At 48.0% G+C, this 24,645-nt stretch carries 22 protein-coding genes; 11 read left to right on the top strand and 11 right to left on the bottom strand.

The window, feature by feature from the left end; genetic code table 11:
* Positions 1-293 precede the first annotated feature (293 nt).
* From WBA89_RS10830 to WBA89_RS10820, 3 genes are all read right to left on the bottom strand, one after another.
* Entirely contained in the window at positions 294-1,154 is an 861-nt protein-coding gene (locus WBA89_RS10830; protein WP_424406288.1) for an SDR family oxidoreductase, read from the bottom strand.
* A gap of 213 nt (positions 1,155-1,367) precedes the next feature.
* On the bottom strand, positions 1,368-3,788 hold the full coding sequence (locus WBA89_RS10825; RefSeq protein WP_424406287.1) for an SdrD B-like domain-containing protein: 2,421 nt from the start codon (positions 3,786-3,788) through the stop codon (positions 1,368-1,370).
* A 333-nt stretch (positions 3,789-4,121) separates the two neighbouring features.
* A complete protein-coding gene (locus WBA89_RS10820; RefSeq protein WP_424406286.1) occupies positions 4,122-6,053 on the bottom strand; it encodes an SdrD B-like domain-containing protein in 1,932 nt (643 codons plus the stop codon).
* Positions 6,054-6,375: 322 nt separating this feature from the next.
* Here WBA89_RS10820 and crtH point away from each other — a divergent pair, with 322 nt between their 5' ends.
* Entirely contained in the window at positions 6,376-7,920 is a 1,545-nt protein-coding gene (gene crtH / locus WBA89_RS10815) for a carotenoid isomerase (RefSeq protein ID WP_424406285.1), read from the top strand.
* Between the two features lie 178 nt (positions 7,921-8,098).
* Here the strand turns inward: crtH and WBA89_RS10810 are convergent, their stop codons facing one another.
* Positions 8,099-8,452: a hypothetical protein gene (locus tag WBA89_RS10810; RefSeq protein ID WP_424406284.1), complete on the bottom strand. Its 354-nt coding sequence runs from the start codon at positions 8,450-8,452 to the stop codon at positions 8,099-8,101.
* Between the two features lie 105 nt (positions 8,453-8,557).
* Here WBA89_RS10810 and WBA89_RS10805 point away from each other — a divergent pair, with 105 nt between their 5' ends.
* Positions 8,558-9,211 (top strand): Crp/Fnr family transcriptional regulator, encoded by a 654-nt coding sequence (locus WBA89_RS10805; RefSeq protein ID WP_424406283.1) that lies wholly within the window; start codon positions 8,558-8,560, stop codon positions 9,209-9,211.
* A gap of 395 nt (positions 9,212-9,606) precedes the next feature.
* Here WBA89_RS10805 and WBA89_RS10800 read toward each other — a convergent pair whose 3' ends face one another.
* Positions 9,607-10,827 carry an FtsW/RodA/SpoVE family cell cycle protein gene (locus WBA89_RS10800; protein WP_424406282.1) on the bottom strand — a complete coding sequence of 407 codons (1,221 nt, stop codon included), beginning with the start codon at positions 10,825-10,827 and terminating at the stop codon, positions 9,607-9,609.
* A 300-nt stretch (positions 10,828-11,127) separates the two neighbouring features.
* A complete protein-coding gene (locus WBA89_RS10795) occupies positions 11,128-11,331 on the bottom strand; it encodes a phycobilisome linker polypeptide (protein ID WP_006634929.1) in 204 nt (67 codons plus the stop codon).
* A gap of 37 nt (positions 11,332-11,368) precedes the next feature.
* Here WBA89_RS10795 and WBA89_RS10790 point away from each other — a divergent pair, with 37 nt between their 5' ends.
* Complete coding sequence (locus WBA89_RS10790) at positions 11,369-11,506, top strand: hypothetical protein (protein ID WP_424406281.1); 138 nt, start codon at positions 11,369-11,371, stop codon at positions 11,504-11,506.
* A 271-nt stretch (positions 11,507-11,777) separates the two neighbouring features.
* Here WBA89_RS10790 and apcB read toward each other — a convergent pair whose 3' ends face one another.
* Complete coding sequence (apcB, locus tag WBA89_RS10785) at positions 11,778-12,263, bottom strand: allophycocyanin subunit beta (protein ID WP_006634930.1); 486 nt, start codon at positions 12,261-12,263, stop codon at positions 11,778-11,780.
* A 176-nt stretch (positions 12,264-12,439) separates the two neighbouring features.
* Positions 12,440-12,925 carry an allophycocyanin subunit alpha gene (gene apcA, locus WBA89_RS10780; protein WP_194008983.1) on the bottom strand — a complete coding sequence of 162 codons (486 nt, stop codon included), beginning with the start codon at positions 12,923-12,925 and terminating at the stop codon, positions 12,440-12,442.
* A gap of 818 nt (positions 12,926-13,743) precedes the next feature.
* On the opposite strand from apcA, the gene WBA89_RS10775 reads away from it, so the two are divergent.
* On the top strand, positions 13,744-14,946 hold the full coding sequence (locus WBA89_RS10775) for a hypothetical protein (RefSeq protein WP_424406280.1): 1,203 nt from the start codon (positions 13,744-13,746) through the stop codon (positions 14,944-14,946).
* A gap of 368 nt (positions 14,947-15,314) precedes the next feature.
* Here WBA89_RS10775 and WBA89_RS10770 read toward each other — a convergent pair whose 3' ends face one another.
* Positions 15,315-15,899, bottom strand: a complete 585-nt coding sequence (locus tag WBA89_RS10770; RefSeq protein WP_424406279.1) for a DUF99 family protein — start codon at positions 15,897-15,899, stop codon at positions 15,315-15,317.
* Between the two features lie 429 nt (positions 15,900-16,328).
* Between WBA89_RS10770 and glpK the strand changes: the two genes are divergently transcribed.
* From glpK to rpmA, 6 genes are all read left to right on the top strand, one after another.
* On the top strand, positions 16,329-17,816 hold the full coding sequence (gene glpK, locus WBA89_RS10765) for a glycerol kinase GlpK (protein ID WP_424406278.1): 1,488 nt from the start codon (positions 16,329-16,331) through the stop codon (positions 17,814-17,816).
* Between the two features lie 74 nt (positions 17,817-17,890).
* A complete protein-coding gene (gene petJ / locus WBA89_RS10760) occupies positions 17,891-18,268 on the top strand; it encodes a cytochrome c6 PetJ (RefSeq protein ID WP_424406277.1) in 378 nt (125 codons plus the stop codon).
* Between the two features lie 45 nt (positions 18,269-18,313).
* Entirely contained in the window at positions 18,314-18,814 is a 501-nt protein-coding gene (locus tag WBA89_RS10755; RefSeq protein WP_424406276.1) for a DUF3122 domain-containing protein, read from the top strand.
* A 189-nt stretch (positions 18,815-19,003) separates the two neighbouring features.
* Positions 19,004-19,219 (top strand): hypothetical protein, encoded by a 216-nt coding sequence (locus tag WBA89_RS10750; protein ID WP_424406275.1) that lies wholly within the window; start codon positions 19,004-19,006, stop codon positions 19,217-19,219.
* A gap of 232 nt (positions 19,220-19,451) precedes the next feature.
* A complete protein-coding gene (gene rplU, locus WBA89_RS10745; protein WP_424406274.1) occupies positions 19,452-19,844 on the top strand; it encodes a 50S ribosomal protein L21 in 393 nt (130 codons plus the stop codon).
* A 27-nt stretch (positions 19,845-19,871) separates the two neighbouring features.
* Entirely contained in the window at positions 19,872-20,156 is a 285-nt protein-coding gene (gene rpmA, locus WBA89_RS10740) for a 50S ribosomal protein L27 (protein ID WP_424406273.1), read from the top strand.
* A 275-nt stretch (positions 20,157-20,431) separates the two neighbouring features.
* Here rpmA and thiS read toward each other — a convergent pair whose 3' ends face one another.
* Positions 20,432-20,644, bottom strand: coding sequence for a sulfur carrier protein ThiS (thiS, locus tag WBA89_RS10735; protein WP_424406272.1), 213 nt, complete (start codon positions 20,642-20,644; stop codon positions 20,432-20,434).
* A 205-nt stretch (positions 20,645-20,849) separates the two neighbouring features.
* Positions 20,850-21,932, bottom strand: coding sequence for a thiamine phosphate synthase (locus WBA89_RS10730; RefSeq protein WP_424406271.1), 1,083 nt, complete (start codon positions 21,930-21,932; stop codon positions 20,850-20,852).
* A 223-nt stretch (positions 21,933-22,155) separates the two neighbouring features.
* Here WBA89_RS10730 and WBA89_RS10725 point away from each other — a divergent pair, with 223 nt between their 5' ends.
* The gene (locus tag WBA89_RS10725) at positions 22,156-24,003 is read left to right on the top strand and encodes a DUF1565 domain-containing protein (protein ID WP_424406270.1); all 1,848 of its coding nucleotides are present in this window, start codon (positions 22,156-22,158) and stop codon (positions 24,001-24,003) included.
* Positions 24,004-24,645: the final 642 nt, after the last annotated feature.

Here is a 24,645-nt window from a genome sequence, read left to right as displayed (position 1 = left end):
TCCCACAAGAGTTATTTTTTCTTGTGGGATGGGCATCTTGCCCGTCCTAATTATTTTTGCAAGAGGTCTAATATATATTAGACCAATTTTCCAAAGTCATGCAACAATCATGAGTGTTGGGTTTGTTTCCTGAAAGACTGTCCGCACCGGTGCGTCGCTCCTCGAAAAGTCGCTCTTTTTTGGGATTAGTGAATAGCGACGCACCCTACAGCTACAAACTTAAAAACAAGGTTTGTAGTAAGGACTTTAGTTTTTCCTAAAAACAAGGTTTGTAGTAAGGACTTTAGTTTTTCCTAACCATTAACTACAGAGCCGCCGTTGGGGTGCAAAATTTGACCCGTCATGTAAGACGAATCTTTTGAAGCTAAAAACACGTAACAGGGAGCAACTTCATCGGGTTGACCGGGGCGTCCCAAGGGCGTGTCTGCACCAAATTTCGCAACTTTTTCTTCGGGAAAAGTTGCAGGAATTAGAGGTGTCCAAATCGGGCCGGGGGCGACTCCGTTGACGCGAATTCCTTTCTCAGCTAAACTTTGAGACAAAGAGCGGGTAAAGGCAACAATTGCTCCTTTTGTGGAGGAGTAATCTAGCAATTGTTGGTTGCCTTTGTAGGCGGTGACTGAGGTAGTGTTGATAATTGTACTTCCTTCTTTGAGGTGTTTTAGAGCGGCTTTTGTTAGGTAAAACATTGAGAAAATGTTGGTGCGGAAGGTGCGCTCTAATTGTTCGGCGGTGATGTCTTCGATGCTTTCTTGGGGATGCTGTTCGGCGGCGTTGTTGACGAGGATGTCGAGGCGGCCGAATTCTTTAACTGTTTGTTCTACAAGGTTTTGGCAGACGCTTTCTTCGCCGATGTCGCCGGCGATCGCAATACAGCGGCGGCCGAGTTGTTCGATCGCCCCTTTAGTCTTGTTAGCATCTCCATCTTCGTTGAGATAGCCGATCGCCACGTCCGCCCCTTCCTTAGCAAAAGCCAGGGCTGCGGCGCGCCCGATACCGCTGTCTCCGCCGGTAATTAAGGCTACTTTGCCGCGCAGTTTGTCGCTGCCGCGATACTCGGAGGCAAAGGATTCAGGTTGCGGAGTCATTTGCGATTCAATGCCCGGTTGCTGTTCTTGATGTTGAGGCGGATTAATTTGTTGTTGAGCTGGCATAACATATTCCTCTAAGTTCTACCTTCATAAATAAAGGTTTTTTCGAGGCAGCGAATCCTTCTTTTTGCCGATCGCACTCTACGACTAAAGACAGTAATTAAAGAGATAAATAAACCCGCCCTCCTAACTAACCTATGGTTGGGGAGGGCGGGTTTATCTAAAAACCAGCTAGCTGCTAATTGCTGAGTCTCAAACTAGAGACTCCAATTAACCTTAAAACAGCGGAGTCGAAGTTGGAGCGCCCAACAGTAATTTAGGTTCATCGAGCTTCTGAGCTTCTAAGAACGTGACAATTGAAGCTTCCGCCGCGTCTTTCAAACCGTTGAAGTCAATAAAGCTACTTGCGCCTGCAGTTTCAGGAGCCAGCAAGCTATCAACACTGCTAGCCTGCACCACAGCGGAACTGCCGCCGTTGGTCAAAGGATCGATGCTAGCAGCAGCCACACCCGCGTCGCCAGTCAGCGGATCGAGGCTGGCAGAAGCTACTGAACCAGCCGGTACGATCGGCGTTACAGAAGCATTTGGACCCGGCACCGTGAAAGTAACTGGGTTCGGGCCTGTCGCTACCGGGAAGTCGTTGGGAACGTTAGGATCGTTGAAAACTTCCAGTACCGAGTAGTTCCCCGGCGCTAAATTGGTGAACAGGGCGATGCCGTTAGCATCGCTTCTGACCAGAGGCTCCGTAGCAGCATCGTAGCGACCGTTCCGGTTCAAGTCCAAAGTGAACGGGATGTTCGGTAAAGGAGGCTCGCTCCCATCTTGAACGCCGTTGCGGTTGTCATCCCGGAACTTCGGAACTCTCAAGTTAAAGAACTGACCGTTGCCTACCAAAGCACAACTAAACGTTTGGTTTGCGCCAAGAACCACATCCAGTTGTTGAGTAGTTTGGAAAGAATTGGCTGGCACAACTTCCCGGACTCGATAAATACCAGGCGTCAAATTCTCAAAACTCCAGCGGCCGAACTGATCGCTAACGCTAGTCTGTTCTCCAGCATCAAGGGCGTTGTTCCCGTTGGTGTCTAGGAAGATTGTGACACCCGCAATTGGCGATTCAAAGCCGTCTCGGTAGCCGTTACCGTTGAGGTCTTGGAATTTGCATCCGGTGATCCGGCTGTTGGGGGTGTTGCCAAAGACAACATTAGCATCTTCGTTGGCGAGGTTGAACTGCACCCGAGCCGGAGTAGTAGGACTAAAACCTGTCGGCACCACTTCCCGAACTACGTAATTGCCTGGAGTGATGTTGGTGAATGCTCCGCGTCCGTTGGCGTCAGTTACTAGCGACCGTTCCCCTGTATCTAGGGTGCCGTTATCGTTGGCATCAATGTAGACCCTGACGCCTGCGATGGGGCCTTCCCGGGGGGTGTTGCCCGGTTCGTAACGACCGTTGGCGTTCTTGTCGTTGTATTTGAATACCGTGATGTTGGGGAGGGTATTTCCGACCTGACCGGTGGCTGGATTGATCGTAATCGGGGTGAAGAAAACGGCAGGTTCCGGGTTGACTGGCGGAACTGGGGGCGGGAAGTTTGCCGACACGATCCGCTGGCCGCCTGGAACTGTTGGATCTGCGACTCGGAAAGGCAGCGTTCCCTGCTGGCGGGAGAGAGTTCCGGGGGCTGTTACTTCTACCGGGTTTTCCGTAGTGCTAATTGGAGGCTGATTGGGTATGCCTGGTTCAAAGACTTCCAATACCGAGTAGCTGCCGGCTTTCAAATCTCTGAAACTACTTCTTCCGTCAGCACCAGTTGTAATCCGCGGTTCGCCAGCGTCTCTCGTGCCGTTCCGGTTCAAATCTAAGATGAACGGGATGCCTTCGAGAGGAATTTCGCCTGGGTCTTGTCTGCCGTTGGCGTTGTTGTCCCGGAATTTGAAGATCGGGATTTCGTATAGCGGAGTGTTACCTACTTGAGCGCAGGCCCAGATTTCGTTGAGGCCGAGGTTAATGTCCAGCAGGGGGGTGCTGCCGGGGGGGGTGCTTTGGGGAAAAGCTCTTTCTAACGGTTCAGTGCCTGGCCCGTTGGCGCGCTCTTCCCGAATTCGGTAAAGCCCGGGCTGCAAATTGGTGAATCGGAACTCGCCGTTTCTATCAGTTAAGGTAGTGGGTTCCCCTGCATTTAGCTGACCGTCGTTATTGGAATCGATAAAGATTCTGACGTTTTCCATCGGGGGTTCATTCCCGTCTCGAAAGCCGTCGTTATCTACGTCGAGGTATTTGCAGCCAATAATCTGACCGCCACCAGTAGCATTACCGAAGGAAATACTGGCATCAGAGCCGGTGAGGGTTACTACGACTGGGTTGGGAGTTGTCGGACTAAAATTTGCAGGCGGAATTTCCCTAACGGTATAGACGCCTGGAAGCAAGCCTGGAAATACGAAATTTCCGGTGGCGTTCGTCAGCGTCGAGGGTTCAGTTGCCTCGGCAGTGCCGTTGTTATTGCTGTCAATAAAGATTTGGACGTTGGGGATTCCCGGTTCGCCTGCATCTCTGATGCCGTTGCGGTTCTGGTCGTTATACTTGATACCTCGAATACCAGCAGGAGCGTTACCAAAAATGACGGTTGGCGGTAACACTACTGGGGTTATGACAGGAGTTACCTGACTCGCCTCTAATTCTGCCATGATTGTCTGTTCCTTCACACCTAAATTTACGTAAGCTACAGGCTACTGTATCACTTTGTCGATCGGCAATTAGCTGCTGCTAGTTACTGACGATCGCTACTCGATCATACATACGTCTAAACTGACTTGAATGTTCCTCATTAGACATCTGGTAAAAATATTCTGTAAGTCTTGCCCTATCTGGACAAAAACCTAATTTTGGCAGATGTCTGTTTCACATCAGGATTTCTCAAGGTTTGTCGCAGCAGATTATATCAGGTTTTGAATAGCTGTGGCAATTTCAGCCTGCTAACCCGATCTAGTCGATCGCCCTTGTTGCTGTTGGCGGGGCTTGGTTTGCACCGAAATTTGCTAAAACCACTGCAAATATTTAACATTCCCAGTGCTATCCGATCGCCCGATCGCTGAATTAATTAATTCGTTTTTATTGACAAATTCACCCACTTGTGTATTTGGCTCCCGACCGATATTCTGTTGCCCCAAGTTAGGAAGATTGCCTAAATTCGCCGCAGGTCGATCGACCAAAAAATCACTAATTGGATAAATAGCACGATCGGCACTTGAAAGCAAGTTATCCGCCGCCATCAAAGCCTCCGGTTCCGCCCCCGCAGAGTTGCCCCCATCCGTCAGCGAGTCGCCACTCAAAGATTTAGCCTCACGACCCTCAGCCTCTCCCGTCAGCAAATCGATGCTGCTGGCCCGAACATCTGCCGAGACAACAACCAGCGCAGGCGGAGTCGTTTGAATGAAGCCCGGAGGCGGAACTTCCCTGATTACGTAACTACCTACCGGAACGTTGCGGAAACTGTAATTCCCCTGACTGTCGCTCAAGGTACTCGCTTCGCCCGGATCTAAACTGCTGTTGTTGTTGAGGTCGATGTAAATTTGGGTATTGGCGATCGGCGGTTCCCCGGCATCGAGGCGGCCGTTGGCATTAAAATCGTTAAACTTCACACCGCTAATCGTCCCCGTTACCAACACGTTACCAAAGCTGATGTTAGTGGCATTTGTGCCGTTACCCACGGTAAGAGGAGTCGGATTGGGGGTCGTTTGTCGAAAACCGGGCTGCGGGACTTCCCTCACGAAATAAGTGCCTTGGGGCAAGTTGATAAAAGAGAAATTGCCTTGGGGGTTGGTTAAAGTCGAAGGTTCGTTCGGATCGCGGGCATTGTTGTTGTTGAGGTCGAGGTAAATTGGCCAGTTGGCAACTCTCGGTTCCGTCGGTTCGTTGATACCGTTAGCGTTGAGGTCGTTGAACTTGAAACCGCTGATGCTGCCGGTGGGGAAATTGTTGCCGAAATTGAGGCCGACAGCGTTGGTATTGCCGGTAATGTCGATCGGCCCTGGATTCGGCGTAGTCTGTACCCATCCCGGTTGCTGAACTTCCCTCACCAAATAGCGGCCGGGGGAAACATTGCCAAAAGTGTAGTTACCTTCCGGGTTAGTGATGGTATTCGGTTCCCCCGGATCGAAGCTGTTGTTAGCGTTGAGGTCGAGGTAAATTTGCCAGTCAGCCAGAGGTGGATCTGTCGCATCTCGGATGCTGTTGGCATTCAGGTCATTGTATTTGATGCCGCTGATGCTGCCGACAAAAAAGACATTGCCAAAATTGACGTTGCTAATAGTGGCGTTGGAAGTAACGTTAATCGGGCCAGGGTCAGGCGTAGTTTGGCGAAAACCCGGTTGCTGGACTTCTCTCACCAAATATGTATCTGCGGGAATATTGACAAAAGCGTAATTGCCTTGAAAGTTTGTAATAGTAGAAGGTTCGCCGCCGTCGAGCCTGTTGTTGCGGTTGAGGTCGAGGTAAATTTGCCAGTTAGCTAGGGGCTGTTCCCCTGGGTCTTGGCGGCCGTTGCTGTTGATGTCGTTGAATTTTGTCCCGGCGATCGTCCCAGCGTTGAAATTGTTGCCAAAATTAATATTGCCAGCATTTGTCCCGCTGGTAATCGCGATGGGCGCGGGATTTGGCGTAGTTTGGCGAAAGTTCGGCTGCTGGACTTCCCTAACTTGGTAAGTGCCCGGCGGCAGGTTGACGAAGCTGTAGTTGCCTTGGGCGTTGGTGAGGGTGGAAGGTTCGTTAAAGTCAAATTGACCGTTGTTGTTGAGGTCGAGGTAGATTTGCCAGTTGGGAATTGGCACATCTGCAGGATCGGGGCGGCCGTTGGCATTGAAGTCGTTGTATTTGTTGCCGCTGATGCTGCCAACTTGGAAGTTGCCGATGTTGACGTTGCCGATGTCTATTTGGCTGGCGGTTCTGGTGGGGGTGCTGGATTCGGTCATGGTGTTGCTGTGGCCCAATGAACGCAATTCAATGTTTGCTCTACGGCAATCTAGCAGTTTTTTTGCCAATTGCAGCTATTTCAGAGCATTAATTTTTTTTATGAAAGGGTACGGGCTGGGGGAGATTGGCAGATTCCCAGATTGGCAGATTGGCAGGTTGTGGCGGGAGGAAGATAGAAGGCGCCAGATGTAGATGGCTGAAGCTAGAAGCTAGAACGCACGGGACACTTACGCACAACAGGCAGAGGGAAAATGGCAGAGGCAAGAGTTGAGACAGGGCGATCGGCTGTAATAATATAAAAATATTAAGATTTTTAACCTAATGTCATCTCCTACCCAATCCCAGTTATTTTCTCCCAATTCCCGCCCGACAGAGCAAGAGTTTGATGCGATAGTCATCGGTTCCGGCATTGGCGGACTCGTAACCGCAACCCAGCTAGCCGTTAAGAAAGCCAAAGTTTTAGTCCTCGAAAGCTACATAATTCCCGGCGGTAGCGCTGGATATTTCGATCGAGAAGGCTACAGATTTGATGTCGGAGCCTCCATGATATTTGGATTCGGACAGCGCGGCACCACCAACCTCCTCACCCGCGCCCTCAAAGCAGTCAACGTCACCCTAGAAACAATTCCCGATCCCGTACAGCTTCACTATCACCTGCCCGACAGCTTGGATCTGGAAGTTCCCCAGTCTTACGACAAATACTTGCAAGAATTAATTGACAGATTCCCTCACGAGCGCCAAGGCATCCAGAAATTTTACGGCGAATGCTGGAACGTCTTCAACTGCCTCAACGGCATGGAATTGCTATCCCTAGAAGAACCCGGATATCTGGTACGAGTCTTTTTTCAGAATCCTTTAGCCTGTTTGGGATTAGTAAAATATCTACCTCAAAATACTGGCGACATTGCGCGGCGCTACATCAAAGACCCGACTTTGCTGAAATTTATCGACATGGAATGCTACTACTGGTCTGTAGTACCCGCAGACTTAACACCGATGATTAACGCCGGAATGGTATTTTCCGACAGACATTACGGCGGCATAAATTATCCCAAAGGCGGAGTCGGTCAAATTGCCCAAAAATTAGTCGAAGGATTAGAGAAATTCGGCGGAAAAATTCAATACAAAGCTAAAGTCAAAAAAATTATCACAGAAAACGGCCGCGCCGTCGGAGTTGAACTCGCAACCGGCGAAGTTTACCGCGCCAAGCGGATAGTTTCTAACGCCACGCGGTGGGATACTTTCGAGAAATTGCTGCCTGCTGAAGAAATGCCAGCTAGCGAGAAGAAATGGCAGCAGCGCTATCAAAAAGCCCCCAGTTTCCTGAGTTTACATTTGGGAGTGGAAGCAAGCGCAATCCCTGTCGGTACTGCCTGTCACCACATTTTGTTAGAAGATTGGGACAAAATGGAAGCACCGGAGGGAACTATTTTGGTGTCAGTTCCAACCGTGCTAGACCCGGATTTAGCTCCGGCAGGATATCACATCGTTCACGCTTTTACTTCGAGCTGGATGGAAGAGTGGGAAGGACTTTCGCAGCAGGAATACGAGGATAAAAAGGAAGAGGCTGCGGGGAGAATTATCGAAAGATTGGAAACAATTTTTCCCGGTTTAGATGCAGGTTTGGATTATATGGAAGTGGGGACTGCGCGTTCTCACCGCCGCTTTTTGGGGCGCGAAGACGGAACTTACGGGCCGGTGCCGCGCCAGAAGTTAATGGGTTTGTTGGGAATGCCGTTTAATCGAACTTCTATGCCCGGTTTGTATTGTGTGGGCGATAGTACATTTCCGGGACAGGGTTTAAATGCGGTGGCGTTTTCTGGGTTTGCTTGCGCGCACCGAATTGCAGTAGATTTGGGTTTTTAGATGTTCGGCATTTAACCGCAAAAAGTGGTTTTATATCAATTCCGGTAGCAGAGGATCGATCTGCTTTTGAGCATTTAAATTGTCTGTTAAAAAACGATCGAACCAATGTGTAAGGTGCGTCGCACGAGATATCTGGCGTGAAATGCGAGGAATTGTTCTCGTGCGACGCACCCTACAACTACTGTGGCAGGATTTTGGAAAAATGGTATAACTTGATTCCCAAACACCTTTTAAGCTTGTCCGAAATCTGAGACTCGATACATTCCCCTTTGCTTCTATATTTGGACAAGATTGGTTTTTTGTTGAGTTTTCCCTGTTTTGCTAATTTCTCTAAAGTTCCCAAACAACTAAAAGATTCAGCAACAGATTTCAGAGCTTTTTGGACGACTTGGAAATAAAGCAATCCGTAATTTTCGGGGGTTTTGGTGATGTTGTACCGTTCGGGATATTTAACCGCACTTTTGTTGTTAAAGTACCGCTGCCGACTTTCGTAAGTCCCGACATTAAACGGGTTGTGAAAACAATTAACCAAAGCTTATTTTTCCGCTAACCAGACGATTACCAAGCCTTTACCTTTGTGAGGTAGAGTTACATCCATAGGTCTCAAACCACTGTTTTTTAGCTGGAAATAACGGATATGCCACCAACATCCAAAGCACTTTTAGCGGAAGTCCAGCATAACACGGGAGCGACTCGAAACTTGCATTTTTATGCCAAGGGCGAAACCATTCCTTTGAGATCCCAAGGGCTTTGGCAAGTCTGTCAAGGTTTAGCACAACTGAGCACGCTTTATCCAAGCGGGGAAGAAGGACTTTTGGGTTGGGTAGGGCCTTCGATGTGCTTCGGTTTGTGGTTGACAAACTTGCAGACTTACCAAGCGGCGGCGACATCTGATGTTTATTTGATGTGGTATTCTATGGTGGAAATCGAAGCTTCTCCTCAATTGGCTCACGAGTTGCTGCCTCAAATGGTACGGCGACTGCGGCAAATGGAATCAATTTTGGCGATCGGCGGACAGCGCCGAGTAGAAGACCGTTTGTATCAGCTACTGCTATTGTTGCAGCAGGACTTCGGTCAGCCTGTGGTTGAGGGAACTCGTTTGAGCATCCGCTTGACTCATCAAGATATTGCTAATGCTATTTGCACGACTAGGGTAACGGTAACGCGAATGTTGGGAAAATTGCAGCAGCAAGGGTTAATCAGTCGAGATGGCGATCGGCATTTAATTTTTAACAAAGATGTTTTTGCCTCCACCTCCGATTTGTTTGGCTGCAACCCTCAAGGAGTGTAAGTAGGTAGGCGGAAATTTGCATCTACATAACCCTGTCTAATATTAAAGCGAAAATCCCACTACCTGAGAATTATTTGTGTTGCTCTTGCTCCCGCTATCTAGAGCCATAGATTTGTCGCCGGAAAAGATATAATTAAGCGGTGCATCTATTTAGGATAAAAATCAATGGCTAACTCAACTCAAGAAACACCAAAACCAGACAAAAAAGAATTAATTGACATCACAGCTAAACCTCAGCAACAAGAAGAACCGCCAGATAAGGGTGACGGGCGGAAATAAATATAGTCTTGGAGACAAAAACCGGGTTTTTTACCAAGATTGCGGTTTTAAGCAAATATTTTGGTGAAAAAACCCGATTTCTAGCTACCTGCGCTTCCAGCAAATATTTTGACAAATTATTCAGTTTGTGCAGTACCGTCGGTCGATCGTAACTTCGGCTTTCCCGGCACCTTTCTGCGACCGTCCAGAGAAACAACATCAGCCTCAGAACTCTCCCTAGCCACCCGAATCAGCAAACCCGACAACAACAAACTCGCCACCATCGACGAACCCCCGTAACTAAAAAACGGCAGCGGCAAACCCGTAGTCGGCAAAACCCCCGTCGCCACCCCAATATTCAGCATCGATTGTCCCACCATCACCACCATCACCCCAATCGCCACCAACTGACTCTCAATATTCCGGGCCCTCATCGCCACTCTCAAAGCGACGGTAGCGTAGGCTGCCAACATCAGCAACAGCGAAAAACCCCCCACCAAACCAAACTCCTCAGCAAACACAGCAAAAATAAAATCGCTGTACTGAATCGGCAAATAAAATAACTTTTGCTGCGACATCCCAAAACCAACACCCCAAATCCCGCCAGAACCAACAGCCAGCAGACTTTGAATCAACTGATAGCCATCCTGCATCGGATCTGCCCAGGGATTGAGAAAAGACATAATCCGGCGGCGTTGATATTCCCGAAAACTAATACTTAAAACCGCCAAAAGCATTCCCCCCACGGCCGTTGCGCCCAACTGCAAGTAAGGCAAGCCCGCCGCCAAAGCCACCAACCACAAAGCGATCCCGCACAAAGCCGTGGTGCTCAAATTGGGCTGCAACAAAATTCCCAACAGCATTGCTCCGAAAATTAACACCCAACTGAGGCGAACTTTATTTGTCAACCGGGGCCAGTTGCCAAAAATCCGGGCGCTTTGGAGAACGAAAAACGGCTTGATCAATTCCGAAGGTTGAATAATCGGCACCGGGCCAAGAGATATCCAGCGAGTCGCCCCGTTGACGGTGGTTCCCACTCCCGGAATTAAGGTCAACCAGAGCAATCCCAGCAGCAACAAAATGCCTAGCTGAGCTGATTTGAGCAGGTAACGCAGGGGGGAGTATACCATTAAGTTAAAGCCTGCCAGCCCGATCGCCACTGCGATGAGCTGTCGTTTAAAATAGTAAAGGCCGTCTCCAAATTCAGAATTTGCGATGGGATAGGAAGCCGAAAACAAAGCTGTGAGCCCTACAAACAGCCACAAAAAAGTCAGCCACCTCAGCCAGCGGGCCTCAGCGGCCCATTGAGACGCGCCGGGGTCAAAAAATGGAATGAATCGTCGAATGTCATTAGCCATCAGTCAGTTGTCAGTTGTCAGTTGTCAGTTGTCATTAGCATTTTGTAGTGGCGGGTTTAGAAGAGGATATATGATACAAATGACTAAAAAAATGGCAAAACCCGCCCTCTCAGTCATCAGTCATCAGTCATCAGTCATTTTAGCCGAAGCAAGCCGAAGGCTAGTCATCAGTCATTAGTTTAAAAATTACAGACATCCGTTAAAAAATTCGTTGCCGAACTTCCTTCTGCTATAAAATCATAACAAACAAAAAAGAGGTCATCGCGACCTCTTACCCCTCTACTAATCCAGCTTCGGCTCTTAAAGTAAACCTGTATTAGCTCCGGGCTTACCGGTAGCCAATTGCACTTTAATAATTCTGCCGCCCATTTTCATAATTCTTTGCTGTTCCCGGAACCAGTTGTCGTAGGGAACCAGCTTAGTAAAATAGGTATTTTGCAATTCGCGCTGAGTGCGGATGCGAGTTTGGCTGGGGACACAAGCAGTGACTTTAAACATTCTCATGGGAAACTAACTCCTGAGTAGGTTTACAGATTTTTAGATGGATTTTAAAAAGATTGAAGTCAGGGAGTTAGGAGTCAAAACTAGCTCGTTAAAACTTGTCGGGCTTTCTCGACTGGCCTTTGACGGTCTAGCAATCACTCTCAACTTCCCTGACATCTTTCAAGACCAAAGGTAACAAGTCCAAAGGTAACAAGTCCAAAGTTAAAAGTTTAAGGTTAAAAGTTAAAAGTTAAAAGTTAAAAGAGGCAAGAAATAAATCTTTTTCCTTCTTCCTTCTTCCGACTTCCGACTTTCATCCGACTTCCATCTGTTACATCCGTTACAGAATCCGTTGCCGAACTTTCTTCTTCCGACTTCCATCGGGCTGAAATCTGTTACATCTGTTACATCCGTTACATCCGTTACAGAATCCGTTGCCGAACTTCCTTCTTCCTTCTTCCTGAGTCTTAGCTCAAGCCAGAGCAGATGTAGTCGAAATAGACGCCCATTTCTTTACCAGCGTCAGAACCGACCAAACCGGCGGTGACTTCTTTCATTGCTTGGATTGCTTGTACGGTAGAACCGATGGGCACGCCCAAGGAGTTGTAGGTTTCTTTCAAACCGTTGAGCACGCGCTCGTCGAGGATGGAAGGGTCGCCAGCTAGCATGGCGTAGGTGGCGTAGCGCAGGTAGTAGTCCAAGTCGCGGATGCAAGCTGCATAGCGGCGAGTGGTGTACATATTGCCGCCGGGACGAGTTACGTCAGAGTACAACAGAGACTTAGCAACTGCTTCTTTGACGATTGTGGCTGCATTGGCGCTGATAGCGGTAGCGGCGCGGACGCGCAGTTCGCCAGAAGCGAAGTAGTTCTTGAGCTTGTCTAATGCGCTGATGTCAAGGTACTTACCTTGAACGTCAGAGGAATTGATTACGGCGGTAATTGCGTCTTGCATGGTTGTCTTGTTTCCTAGAAAGTGGCTGAGTCAGTCCAATTTTGGAGCTAGAATTTGGGATTTGGGATTGGGGATTTGAGATTTTTAAGTGGTTGGTTATCTGCAAAAGCTTTTAGCTTGGTGTCAGCAACCCCCGATTCTTCAATCAAAAATCAAAAATCAAAAATCAAAATTCCTTACTGCATCGCACCGATAACGTAGTCGAAGTAAGAGGAAGCTTCGGAAGCATCTTCTCCAGACAGCAGCGAGGAAGCTGCACTCTTCATAGCGCGGACGCCTTCGGCGACGGCTGCAATCGGGGTTCCGAGAGAGTTGTACATTTCGCGGACGCCGACAATACCGATTTCTTCGATCGGAGTAATGTCGCCAGCTACTACTCCGTAGGTGATCAAACGCAGGTAGTAGTCCAAGTCGCGCAAGCAAGTTGCGGTCATTTCTTCGCCGTAAGCGTTGCCGCCGGGAGAAACAACATCAGGGCGCTTTTGGAAAAGTTGGTCGCCGGCTTGCTTGACGATGCGTTCGCGGGATTCGCTCAAAATTTGGGCGATGCGGACGCGGCGTTCGCCAGATGTGACGAAGCTCTTGATCCGGTCTAATTCACCTGGGCTCAAGTAGCGAGCTTCGGCATCTGCGTTGACGATTGATTTGGTGACGATACTCATCTTGTGTGTACCCGCTGGATATTTTGCAATTGCGAACTGCTCTGCGCTGAGCTAGCGGCGGCGGGCGCTTTCATCCCGTACCTTTCGCTTCGCTGGTGGCTGGAGCTTTGACGGGGAAGGGCGGACTTTCCACGGCTAGCAACTGTTAAAGTTGCTGGCGGGTGACTGCCTTCGGTGTTTGACGGCGCTGGTTCTTCACGCCGGTGCGCTTGGCCGGTGCCCGCACAGTGCCTGTCGCTTAGAATACCACAAATGACTGATGCGATCTTTAAATCTACGATCGAGATTGCAGCAGATCGGTAAGTGGCGATCGAGTGACTCTCCGGCAGTCAGTCAGGATATTGCTTGTCTGACGCAACTACCTCTGGCAAGTATTTTGAGGCATGATGTTCACATTCTGAGTGTTACTGTAATAGTTTGTAACATTCCTTTTCATTTTTTGGCCCCAGTTTGGGTCTTCTCAGTAAATTTTTATCCTAAATAAAATAAATACAATTATCTCGCGGCAAGGGTTACAGGCGATCGCTCCTTCAGAGGTTTGTCCCGAAGGCGACGGCGCGAGGCTAAAAAACTTTTGTGTCAAACAGAGGTGCGGGAGACACAGGGGCGACAGGTGCGGATCGGAAATGGCGACTTTCGGGCTTGTAGCTAAATTTGACTCTCGTCCAAAAATGGATACAAGTTTTCCACACTCGGACGCGGATCGACCAAAATTTTAGGTTAAGGTACAAATTTCCAGACTCATCTGTGGATTAAATCTAAAATCTAAAATTCTAAATCTAAAATCGATCGACTCTCACTTTATAATCAGGCGCGCCGTGAAAAGAAATCTATCAGCCCTTAAAAAAGCTTTGCAGTTTGGAATTAGCGGTGCTGTCGGCGGTTTTGCCGGCAATCTCATCACCGAACCTTTCATCCAGCGGCTCAATAATTCAACATCTGTTTTTGACAGTGTATTGTCCACAACTCGCTGGTTTGGATTGGTAGGCGGCGGGATTGCTACTGCGATTATGCTCGGCTATTATTACTATATTAAAGGCAAGCCCCAAATTAAACAAGCTTTGAAAAATGGCGGATTGTTTGGTTTAATAACAGGGGCAATTTCTGGGGCGATCGCCGAAGGTATTTTTAGCGGGATTGGCGACGGGGAAAACGAAATATTGCGAGTAATTTGCTGGGGAATAGCCGGCAGTTTGTTGGGACTTGGACTTTCCAAACGAATTCCTAATTTGGGAGTGCTGCGCGGCGCGGGAGGCGGCGGTGTTGGCGGGCTTTTGGGCGGTTGTTTGTTTATTCTGTTTGCTTACAATTTATCCGGTGTGGCGGGCCGTTTAGCTGGCTGTGCTGCGATCGGATTTTGGATTGGAATTATGTTGGTTGTAGCCGAAACTTTGTTTAACAAAGCTTGGCTGGTAATTAGTTACGATAATGGAGCGAATCGCACTCTGACTGTTGGTGCCGAACCGGTGACTTTTGGTAGCGATGAAAATTTGTCTATTATCTACATTCCTGGTGTTTCGCCCTTAGCGATGCGGTTTCAATTAGAAGCCGGTCAAATTGCTTGCGAGAATGTCGATAGCGGGGCGGTGAGTTATTTGCGATCGGGCGACCAAAAGAGAATCGGAAACTGTACAATTACCGTCGGAAACTCTGACTTGCCCGCTGCAAGTTCGCCTCCTGTCAGCCAGACTATTATATCACACAAATCCCCAGCAGATTCTTCTAACAACGGTCAATTTTTGCTGAGATTGGGAAGTCGAGTGATGCCTCTGGCTGCGGGAACTCAGCTATTAACATCGGACATCCCTAGTTTAACTGCTACCGCATCTAACGGTGTTGTAGCTGCAGTTATTTCTCGATCGCCAAACGAGCTATCATTGGGATTGACCAATTTGGGCGATCGGGCTTGGTGGGCCACAGACATTCAAGGCGACATAAAAATGATTGAACCTGAAAGCACCCTAACTTTAGCCTTGGGAACTAAAATCGAATTCGGTGAAATCGAGGGCGAAATAGTGTAAGTAAGAGAGTAGAAACTGAGATAAGCTGTTGTGCACTTAAATTGTATATTTTGATGACAATAAAAAATCGTCAAATCCTCTCCCCCTCTCCCCCTCCATCGCCATACACAATCTATACGAGCAACAGCTTATTGCACCATTGTCAATAAACCTTTCATGGGCGGGCCGGATGTCCATCCCACAAGAAAAATCCCTCTTTGTGGAACGGGCATCTTGCCCGTTTTTAACCGGAACTCCGGCCCGCCCATTAAAAAAAATCCCTGTTTGTGGAACGGGCATCTTGCCCGTTTTTAACCGGAACTCCTACCCGCCCATTAAAAAAACTTCCTCTTTGTGGAACGGGCATCTTGCCCGTTCTCAACAATAATTCAAGCAGAACTGCCGCTAACTCCAGTAATTACCGCCGCACCAATTAAGTGAGCCAAACGCAAAGCTTCAGGAACTTTACCAGTGTCAGTCAAGCGCTGGAGGACTGCTGCTATCACTTCCGGTTGTTCGCCGCAAACTTGAAAAAAGAAAGGTTCAAAAGCGTAAATTTTTCCAGCGCGCCGCAACAACTCTAAACGGTATTCCAAGTCCGGTAAATAGCCGAGAGCTTTTTCAATAGCAGCTAAATCTGGTTGGCGGCGCATGACAGCAACGCAAGGAATTTGCAGCCGCGATGCTAACTCCCGAAGGTCAATAATATTGAATCCGCCGAAAGCAATTCCATCTAGCAAAACGAGATGCAATTGCGGCAGAAATTTGCCTCCTAGCAGTAGCTGACAAATAGCATCAGTGGCATCTAATCCGTCTGGGAGGACTTGTCCCCAAACCATTCCTTCAAATCTGGTGCCCCCGCAGACTACTCCCGCGACGGACACCAGACCGCCGCTGGTACGAGAAAATGGAGCGTCGTCAAAGCCAATAACCTTAATTGTGCGATCGAGTCTGAGCAATTCTGCTAGTTTCAAAGTAGGGACTTCCCTAAACTAAAAATTTTTAGATTAATTTGACTTTTACATATTATCATAGACGTTAAAGACTCGAACGCTAAGTTAATCGACTTAACTAAACCTAAAATACATATCGCTCAAAAGCTTGCTGTTTATGTCTTCTGATTTCTTGTTTCTTCTTTTTACCCGCTGGCGAAGCCGAAGGGCTTCCTTCTTGTGACTGATGAATAATGAATCCTTCCTTCTTCTTGTTTTTTCTTCCTTCGTATAACTGATGACTAAGGACTAGCCTTCGACTTCGCTCAGGCTAAAACAGCTAACAGCTAACAACTAACAGCTAACAACTGAGGGCGGGCACGGGGGCACCGCCCCTACCAACTAACAACTAACAAACAACAACTAACAACTAACAACTAACAACTAACAACTTAAAAAGGCTTTAAACAATTGACAAAAAAATACGTAGCAGCGATCGACCAAGGAACAACTAGCACCCGGTTTATGGTATTCGATCGCCAGGGAAAGATAATTTGCAGCAACCAACAAGAACACCAGCAGATTTATCCGCAGCCGGGATGGGTTGAACACAATCCCGATGAAATTTGGCAGCGCACCCAAAGCGTCATTAAAAATACCCTCGAACTAGGCAAAATCGACCCCAAAGATATTGCGGCCCTCGGTATTGCAAACCAGCGCGAAACGACAATTGTTTGGAACAAAAACACCGGAAAATCTTACGGAAATGCGATTGTTTGGCAAGATACCCGCACTCACAAAATTTGTAGTAGCTTAGCAGCAGTTGAGGGCAAAGATCGATTTCGAGAGCGCTGCGGTTTGCCGTTAACAACTTATTTTAGCGGGCCGAAAATCAAGTGGATGTTGGACAATATCGCAGGATTGCGGGAATCTGCAAATCGAGGCGATGCTATTTTTGGCACTGTCGATAGTTTTCTAATTTGGCATTTGACTGACGGCGCGCACGTTACTGATGTTACCAATGCCAGCCGCACAATGCTGATGGATTTGCAAACCCTCGATTGGGATGCTGAAACTTTGGAAATAATGGGAATTCCCCGCTGTATGCTGCCAGAAATTTGCCCTTCCAGTCACATTTTTGGCACTGCAAAAGGATTGTTAGATGGTGTTCCAATTGCTGCTGCTTTGGGCGATCAGCAGGCTGCTCTGGTGGGGCAAACTTGTTTCAATGTTGGGGAGGCGAAAAATACTTACGGTACGGGCTGTTTTATGCTGCTGAATACCGGTGAGGCGATCGTCCCTTCAAAGCAAGGGTTGCTGACAACTGTTGCCTACAAGATGGGAGAATCGCCCGCTGTGTATGCTCTTGAAGGCAGTATTGCGATCGCCGGAGCATTAGTGCAGTGGCTGCGGGACAATTTGGGCATCATCAAGACATCTGCGGAAGTAGAAACATTAGCAAATACAGTCGAAGATAGCGGCGGAGTTTATATTGTGCCGGCCTTTTCTGGACTCTACGCGCCCTATTGGCAAGACAGCGCGCGGGGAGTAATTGCAGGTTTAACTCGCTACGCGACTAAGGCACATATTGCCCGCGCAGTATTGGAAGCGACAGCATGGCAAACGCGGGAAATATTGGATGCTATGAATCAGGATTCTGCTGTGCAGCTTTTGTCTTTAAAAGTAGATGGTGGGATGGTGGGAAATAGTACGCTGATGCAGTTTCAGAGCGATGTTTTGGGAGTACCTGTGGTGCGGCCTGTGGTAGCAGAAACTACTGCCTTGGGGGCGGCCTATGCGGCTGGTTTGGCGGTGGGTTTTTGGAGTAAATTAGCTCAATTGCGGGATAATTGGGCGGTGGATTGTATTTGGGAACCGCAAATGCCGATCGCCCTTCGGGAGCAAAAATATTGCTTTTGGAAAAAAGCAGTTACCCGCACCTTTGACTGGGAAGAATGAATCGGTGAGTTAATCCCAAAACCCGTATTTAGTGATATCATGAAATCCAGCACTTTTTTTCAACTTGCCAATAGATGATTTCCCTAAATAATTTAAAAAAAAGCTTCACCGCCTTTGTATTAATACCGACACTGGCATTTGTAGGAATCGCTACTAATTCCCAAATCGCGATCGCAGATCCAGCGACAACTCCCGAAACTGCCACCGCCGCCGAAGTCTTCAGCGCCAACTGTGCCGCCTGTCACATCAACGGCGGCAACATTATCAGGCGCGGCAAAAACTTGAAACAAAAAGCCTTGAAAAAATATGACATGGATTCCCTCGACAATATTTCCAACTTAGTAACCAACGGCAAAGGTATTATGCCCGCTTACAAAAATCGTTTGTCGGAACAACAAATTGTTGAGGTTTCCGCCTACGTGCTATCCCAAGCTGAAACAGATTGGAAATAAGGACTTGCATTCCTTTTTACAAACCTTCATTGGAAGTATTAACAGATGAAAAAATGTGATTTGTGGCGCAAAATTGTAATTATTATTACCGTTTGTCTCTATCTAACAATCGCAAACAGCCCGCCCGCTTTCGCTTCGATTCACAAGTATCCAGAAACAGCAGACAGAGTGATGTATCGCTCTGTACAAAGCCTGCGCGATACAGATGACAAAGCATGGCAAGTGGTTTTGTACAAGCGAGTCAAGTCGGGAATGGTAAACTCTTTCAACCTGAGATTGGTTGGATTTCCCGGAACTGAATTGCAGCACCCTGTGCCGTTGAAAGTTGCTGCTGGCGATCGGGAAATTGGTAGGGCTAATGATATTTGGAGCAAGTCGGATTTGCCGACCAATGTCGGAGAATACGATTTTAAACCAATAATTACACAATTGGAAAGCAATCAACCTTTGCGGTTGAATTTGCCCGTGAAAGGTCAACCAGAAACTACATTGCTGGTTCCTCCTTTTTCTGTCAGAGAATGGCGGCTGTTGTCTGACACAAACTAAATGTATCAATTCAATCGCACTTTTTAGTTAAAATTGATACAATTTAAGATTTCGCAAATCCCTAGGTTTAAATATGCCTTAAGGTGGATTTAGCGTATTTTAAGGGTAAGGAGGAAACAAACTAAAAGCCGAGTTAGTCTGGCGATAAAAGTCCACTGTTAACGTGCGCGTATTCGGGGTGAATTTACTATGACTTTAATCAGTACCATTGTCCGAAAAGCTTTGGAAACCGGTTATTTAACGGTTGAGGCAGAAGAAATGTTGCGACAGCAGTTGCAGATGACTAAGTACGGTTTAGAAGATTTTGATGCTTTTATTACTTTGCAAAAAGAGGTGATGGAGGGCAGGGTAAGACATCAGGCTTTAGAATTGTTGCGAAGTGGCAGGTGTTCTGCGACTGCTTGACAAAAATACCCAAATCAACAATAATTGTAGATTGTCTGTCTAAATCCTGCTCGGATCAGGTCGAGACATTCCAAAAGCTGGAGAGCAGTCGTCAGCCAAAAGTCCACAGCCAAAAGTCCACAGCCAAAAGTTCATAACTAATGACTGATGACTAATGACTGATGACTAATGACTAATGACCAATGACCAATGACTAACCAGCTACCTGTACGGCAATCTCAACAACCATCCCATGACTTACGCAATCATTGAAACCGGCGGCAAACAATTTCGGGTAGAACCGGGCCGCTTCTACGACATCGAACTGCTTCACGTCGAAGCTGAATCAAAAGTCACCATTGACAAAGTATTTCTGATCCAGCACGAAGACGACGTTCACATCGGCCAGCCTCTAGTAGAAAATGCCACTGTAGAAGGAACTGTGCTGCGGCATTTTCGGGGCCGCAAAATCATCGTCTACAAGATGAAGCCGAAAAAGAAAACTCGGAAGAAAAAAGGGCACCGCCAAGAAACAACTCGGTTTATGATTGACTCTATCAGCGTCAACGGTGTTGTTTTGGCAGCGAGAGATTTGTCTGAAGCAGTTGTGGAAACTCCCCAAACCGGCGAAATTGAATCAGAATAAACAATAGTAAATAAAGTTGAGGACATTATGGCCCATAAGAAAGGTACGGGTAGCACGCGCAACGGTCGCGATTCTAATGCCCAGCGTCTGGGTGTCAAAAAGTACGGCGGTCAAGTCGTGAAAGCTGGCAATATTTTGATCCGCCAACGCGGTACGAAGGTTCACCCCGGTAGCAATGTTGGTATCGGCAGAGATGATACTTTGTTTGCTCTGATTGATGGTGTTGTGACTTTTGAAAGAAAGGGCAAAACTCGCAAGAAAGTGAGCATTTATCCTGTGGTTGCAGCGGCGACTGAAGCTGTCGCAGTTTGATTTTGAGATTTTGCGGCGGTTCTGAAGTCTCTTTTGTTTGTCTCGAAGTCTAGATCCCCCCTAGCCCCCCTTAATAAGGGGGGGACAAGATTCTTCTTCTCAAAGTCCCCCTTATTAAGCCGGGGAATTCATATAATTGGGCGGTTGAAACCGCGTCTATACAAACCAAACCCGCCTCCGCGGGTTAAAGAAGGAGCGATTAAAATTAGGTTGTCTTCTTCAGTCCGCGGAGGCGGACATCGTTTGTGTAGATGCGGTTTCAACCGCCGTTTTATCTAACCTCCTCCGACGATTGTGACTACTTCTAGGATGTCGCCCTCTTGTATCTTTGTGGTGTCCCAAAATTGTTTGTGCAGGATTTCGCCGTTGTACTCCACAGCTATTAAGCGCGGGTTTAATCCTAGTTGTTCTAGTAATTTTGGCAGCGGTGTGCCGATCGCACAATTACGGGTTTCTCCGTTGACTTGCAGCGCAATTTGATTAGTCATTTGTGATTAGTTATTAGTTATTGTAGCGGCTGTCAATAAGAGTGAAATCCCAAATATGTAGGTTGGGTTGAACTCGCGAACCTGGGGTTTCACTCCGCCCAACTATTCATTTCAAATCAGGTGTGGGGTTTCTTCGCTATCGCTTGGCCCAACCTACAGCTTAGCACGTTCGCGGTTAATTCGATCTTGCTCGATCGGCTTAAAACTAACTTTTGATTTGCATAAGTTTCTGAGCTTTCAGATTCTGGATTCGAGTCAACTGCGAGATTAAAAACTGCGTGACTAAAGTAGGCTGCTCTGCTTCCATAATCGCGCGTACTGCGGCTACTCTTTGAGCTCCGGCATTCAATACTGCGTCGAGGTTGTTGATATCAATTCCGCCGATCGCAAACCAAGGAACAGGCGACTTATCAGCAGCATACCGCACATAGTCCAAACCCGCCGCAGCTTTATTGGCTTTCGTGGGAGTTTCGTAGACAGGCCCAACTCCTATATAGTCGGCTCCCGCATCAACAGCTCGCTGCATTTCCTCGCCATTGGTTGTCGAACAGCCGATAATCCGTCCCGGGCCGAGCAACCTGCGCGCTTCGGCTACAGGCAAATCTTGCTGTCCTAAGTGTACGCCGTCGGCATCCGCCGCGATCGCCAAATCCACTCGATCGTTAACAATCAGCAAAGCATCGTAGCGGTGACAAAGTTCGCTCATCTGCCGCGCGTTGGCCAACTTTACCCCATCGTCTGAGGTTTTGTCGCGGTACTGTACCAAAGTCAGTCCGCCCTGCAAAGCAGCTTCCACAACTTGTAATAAGTTGTCTCTGGGGGAAGTTACCAGGTATAGCTGCGATTTGAGTAATTGTTGGTAGCGCCGGTAGGCCAGCAAATTGCTTTCGAGAGTATAAACCCGATAGCGCATCTGCTTAAAAGCCTTGCCCATATTTCGATCGTAAATTTTGCCGTACTCTTCGAGTACCCGCAGAGCTTCTTCCACCCGACAAAAATTCGCCTCCAGTAGATGCTGGATGCTCGAACGCTGCTCTTCCTGCGGGTGAGTCAACTGCGTACCTTCGTCGGCGGGCGTATCCCTAGCGCTGCGAAGTTCTGCGGTGTGCCAAGCTGCCAATTCTTGGCGCAGTTGCTTGCACTGGCGGGCTAAATCGGCGCTGTTGAGACCAAACCTGCACCATTCTTCAATAATTCTCAACCCTTCGCGCGACCGATCGAGATTTGCATCTAAAATCCGGCAGAGGGCTGGCTGCGCCGGTAAAGTTCTGTTTTGTTTCTCGGTCATTGAGAATCACCTAATTATAATTATTTTTACGAGTCAAACTCGTACATTCTCCCACACCGTCAAGGATTGTAGCAAAAGCGATCGGTCCGACAGCCTTGGCATCAACCGATGTAAGTTCGACAATTTTTTAAGTTTTATTTAAATTGAGGAAAACAAAGCAAAATAGAGCAAACTTGTTGAGAGTGGAATCGTTAAGCTGCATACCACACTTCGGAGGAGAGCCGTGAGGTTAGCAGAACACCAAAGATTAACGGAAAAAAACCGCAGCAGGCGGGTGATATTAAAGTTCGATCGCCAAAAACCGAAACGAAACACCGGATGCGAAACTTGGCTCAAAGATAAATTGTGTTTTTTTATGATCTTAAATTCAAAACAGAGCGAGTGCAAAGAAAATCGTAGCTTGCGGGGCGGAACGCCATCGCCAAGGAAAGCTTTAAGTTCTTGCTTGCTGCTCGTCTTTGCCAGCACAGCTTTTTATAGCCCTCAAGCCTCAGTTATCGCTGCGGGTATCCCCCCGGTGGAGATTCTTTCTCAAGCACCAGAGAGCGAGATTAACATACTGTACGTGAGTTCTAGCGGCGGTAGCGACACAGGAGGTAACGGGAGCGATCGAGCTCCGTTCAAAACCCTCACCTACGCCTTGAGCGTAGCCCCGCCCAAAACAGCAATTTTGCTAGCGCCCGGTACTTACAGCGCTCAAAGCGGCGAAAAATTTCCGTTAATGCTCAGACCCAGCGTGACGGTGCAGGGAAATCCCAACACTCGCGGCCAGAATATTGTCATCAAAGGCGGAGGAGAGTTTCTGAGCCCGACTTCGGCGGGTCAAAATATCGCAATTTTAGGTGCGGACGGGGCGGGACTCAGCGGGGTGACGGTGACAAATACCAACTATCGCGGTTACGCTTTGTGGATCGAATCGAGTTCTCCGACGGTTGTCAACAATACTTTTTCGGGGAGCACTCACGACGGAATTTCGGTAGTGGGAACTGGAAGGCCGACGATTGGCGGCAATGTTTTCTCGAAAAATGGAGCTAACGGGATTACGATTTTTGGGAGTTCCCAGCCGGAAGTTCGAGATAATACCTTTGAAAACACGGGATTTGGCATCAATGTAGCGCAGAACGCTTCGCCTCTGCTGATCGGGAACAAAATTACTCGGAATAAAGATGGCGTGGTGGTGCAAGCTGATGCTAGACCTGTACTCCGCAACAATTATATCGAAAGAAACCAGCGGGACGGAATTGTGGCGATCGCCAGAGCTCTGCCGGATTTGGGAACTGCTGCCGAACCGGGGGGCAATGTCATTCGCAACAACGGCCAGTACGATGTCAACAATGCGGCGAAAGGTCAAGTAATCCCAGCTTACGGCAATCAATTGTTGAGCAATCGCACGACGGGTTCGGTTGATGTGGCGGGAACTTTTAGCCCGTCTGCGCCGATTGCGGGCAGTGTTTTGCTGCTAACGTCCGATCGATCTGCGAGTATTGGCGGCCCTGAAACTTCTCTCCCTGTTTACACTCCAGGGCGGTTAACTCCCCGAGTTGAAAGAGCGCTAATTGCGCCACCACAGCCTGTTTCCAGGAGGCCGTCAAACTCTCAGTTGTCGCAAGAAATTGTAGTTCCAGGGGCGATCGCAATTCCCGTACCAGATCCGGATGGTCGATCGATTTTAGAACGTTCGGTACAGCAACCAATGATTTCTCCCAGTTTTGATAGTTCGAGTTCGGTTTCTTCCGAGGGTAAATTGCCGGTGCCGGGGCGCAACATTCCTCTGGGAAGGGGCGGCTACGTACCTGCTATTTTAGGGGGAAATTCTGTAGCAGCTTTGGAGAATTCGCCGCCAGTCGATCGAGCTATTGCTTTGGGTTTCCGGTATCGAGTTGTGGTGGATGCCGAGAGTTCGGGCGATCGACAAAAAATGCTATCCTTGGTTCCCGATGCTTTTCGGACTTTTACCAACGGGCGATCGGTGATGCAAGCCGGTGCTTTTCGCGATCGTGAAAAAGCTGACGAATTGCTCCAAATTCTCACCGTTAACGGTTTGAATGCTCGGATCGAAGATATCAAATGAATATAGAGCAGACGGCGGTTGAAACCAGGTTTACACAAACGAATTCCGCCTCCGCGGAATGAAGAAAATAACGCGGTTTCAACCGCCCGCTCTTCAACCCGCGGAGGCGGGTTTTGTCTGTGTAGACGCGGTTTCAACCGCCCGGTATACATCAAAAATTTTAGAGCCTAGCATATCGGATGCCAGACCCTAAAACATTTGTGAGTTAAGTTGATTCAATTGGGTTTTTTAGCTGTGCTGAAATTCAGCAAAACTACTACTAAGATGGACTTTTTCGGCAACTGCTCTGCGGGCGAGCTAGCTACTAGCGAAGCCTGTGCAGACTTCTGTGTTTGACTGCGCGATCGCCATTCTAACTCGATAACTTTTCAATTTCTCAAATCGCCTCAAGCTATTTCACAAATTCCGATCGCAATATCAACCTTTTTTTGCTAATAAACTATACGATTCAGGCTTTGCCTGCGAACTAGAGTCGATCGGGACAAATACTCTAATTTCAAATTTTTTATCCAAGTTTTTTGTGCTTCTTGGTTCTGCCCTTCATTTATTTAAGATAACACCAACTGTGCGCCTGACAATACTTTGTTTACCAAAATTCACACTTTTTGACTGTGCGAAATACTTCCGAAAGCGATTATTAAG

Origin of the sequence: Microcoleus sp. (assembly GCF_049646505.1) — a bacterium.
Taxonomy (GTDB): domain Bacteria; phylum Cyanobacteriota; class Cyanobacteriia; order Cyanobacteriales; family Microcoleaceae; genus Microcoleus.
This window is presented reverse-complemented; position numbering and strand designations above follow the sequence as displayed.

Bases quoted from the DNA above. Each gene is read 5' to 3' on its own strand.
- WBA89_RS10800 (WP_424406282.1), bottom strand. From the start codon at position 10,827: ATGGCTAATGACATTCGACGATTCATTCCATTTTTTGACCCCGGCGCG.
- rplU (WP_424406274.1), top strand. From the start codon at position 19,452: ATGACTTACGCAATCATTGAAACCGGCGGCAAACAATTTCGGGTAGAA.
- apcB (WP_006634930.1), bottom strand. From the start codon at position 12,263: ATGCAAGACGCAATTACCGCCGTAATCAATTCCTCTGACGTTCAAGGT.
- WBA89_RS10790 (WP_424406281.1), top strand. From the start codon at position 11,369: ATGGATTTTAAAAAGATTGAAGTCAGGGAGTTAGGAGTCAAAACTAGC.
- crtH (WP_424406285.1), top strand. From the start codon at position 6,376: ATGTCATCTCCTACCCAATCCCAGTTATTTTCTCCCAATTCCCGCCCG.
- WBA89_RS10795 (WP_006634929.1), bottom strand. From the start codon at position 11,331: ATGAGAATGTTTAAAGTCACTGCTTGTGTCCCCAGCCAAACTCGCATC.
- WBA89_RS10750 (WP_424406275.1), top strand. From the start codon at position 19,004: ATGACTTTAATCAGTACCATTGTCCGAAAAGCTTTGGAAACCGGTTAT.
- WBA89_RS10820 (WP_424406286.1), bottom strand. From the start codon at position 6,053: ATGACCGAATCCAGCACCCCCACCAGAACCGCCAGCCAAATAGACATC.
- petJ (WP_424406277.1), top strand. From the start codon at position 17,891: ATGATTTCCCTAAATAATTTAAAAAAAAGCTTCACCGCCTTTGTATTA.
- WBA89_RS10755 (WP_424406276.1), top strand. From the start codon at position 18,314: ATGAAAAAATGTGATTTGTGGCGCAAAATTGTAATTATTATTACCGTT.
- WBA89_RS10830 (WP_424406288.1), bottom strand. From the start codon at position 1,154: ATGCCAGCTCAACAACAAATTAATCCGCCTCAACATCAAGAACAGCAA.
- WBA89_RS10805 (WP_424406283.1), top strand. From the start codon at position 8,558: ATGCCACCAACATCCAAAGCACTTTTAGCGGAAGTCCAGCATAACACG.
- WBA89_RS10730 (WP_424406271.1), bottom strand. From the start codon at position 21,932: ATGACCGAGAAACAAAACAGAACTTTACCGGCGCAGCCAGCCCTCTGC.
- apcA (WP_194008983.1), bottom strand. From the start codon at position 12,925: ATGAGTATCGTCACCAAATCAATCGTCAACGCAGATGCCGAAGCTCGC.
- thiS (WP_424406272.1), bottom strand. From the start codon at position 20,644: ATGACTAATCAAATTGCGCTGCAAGTCAACGGAGAAACCCGTAATTGT.
- rpmA (WP_424406273.1), top strand. From the start codon at position 19,872: ATGGCCCATAAGAAAGGTACGGGTAGCACGCGCAACGGTCGCGATTCT.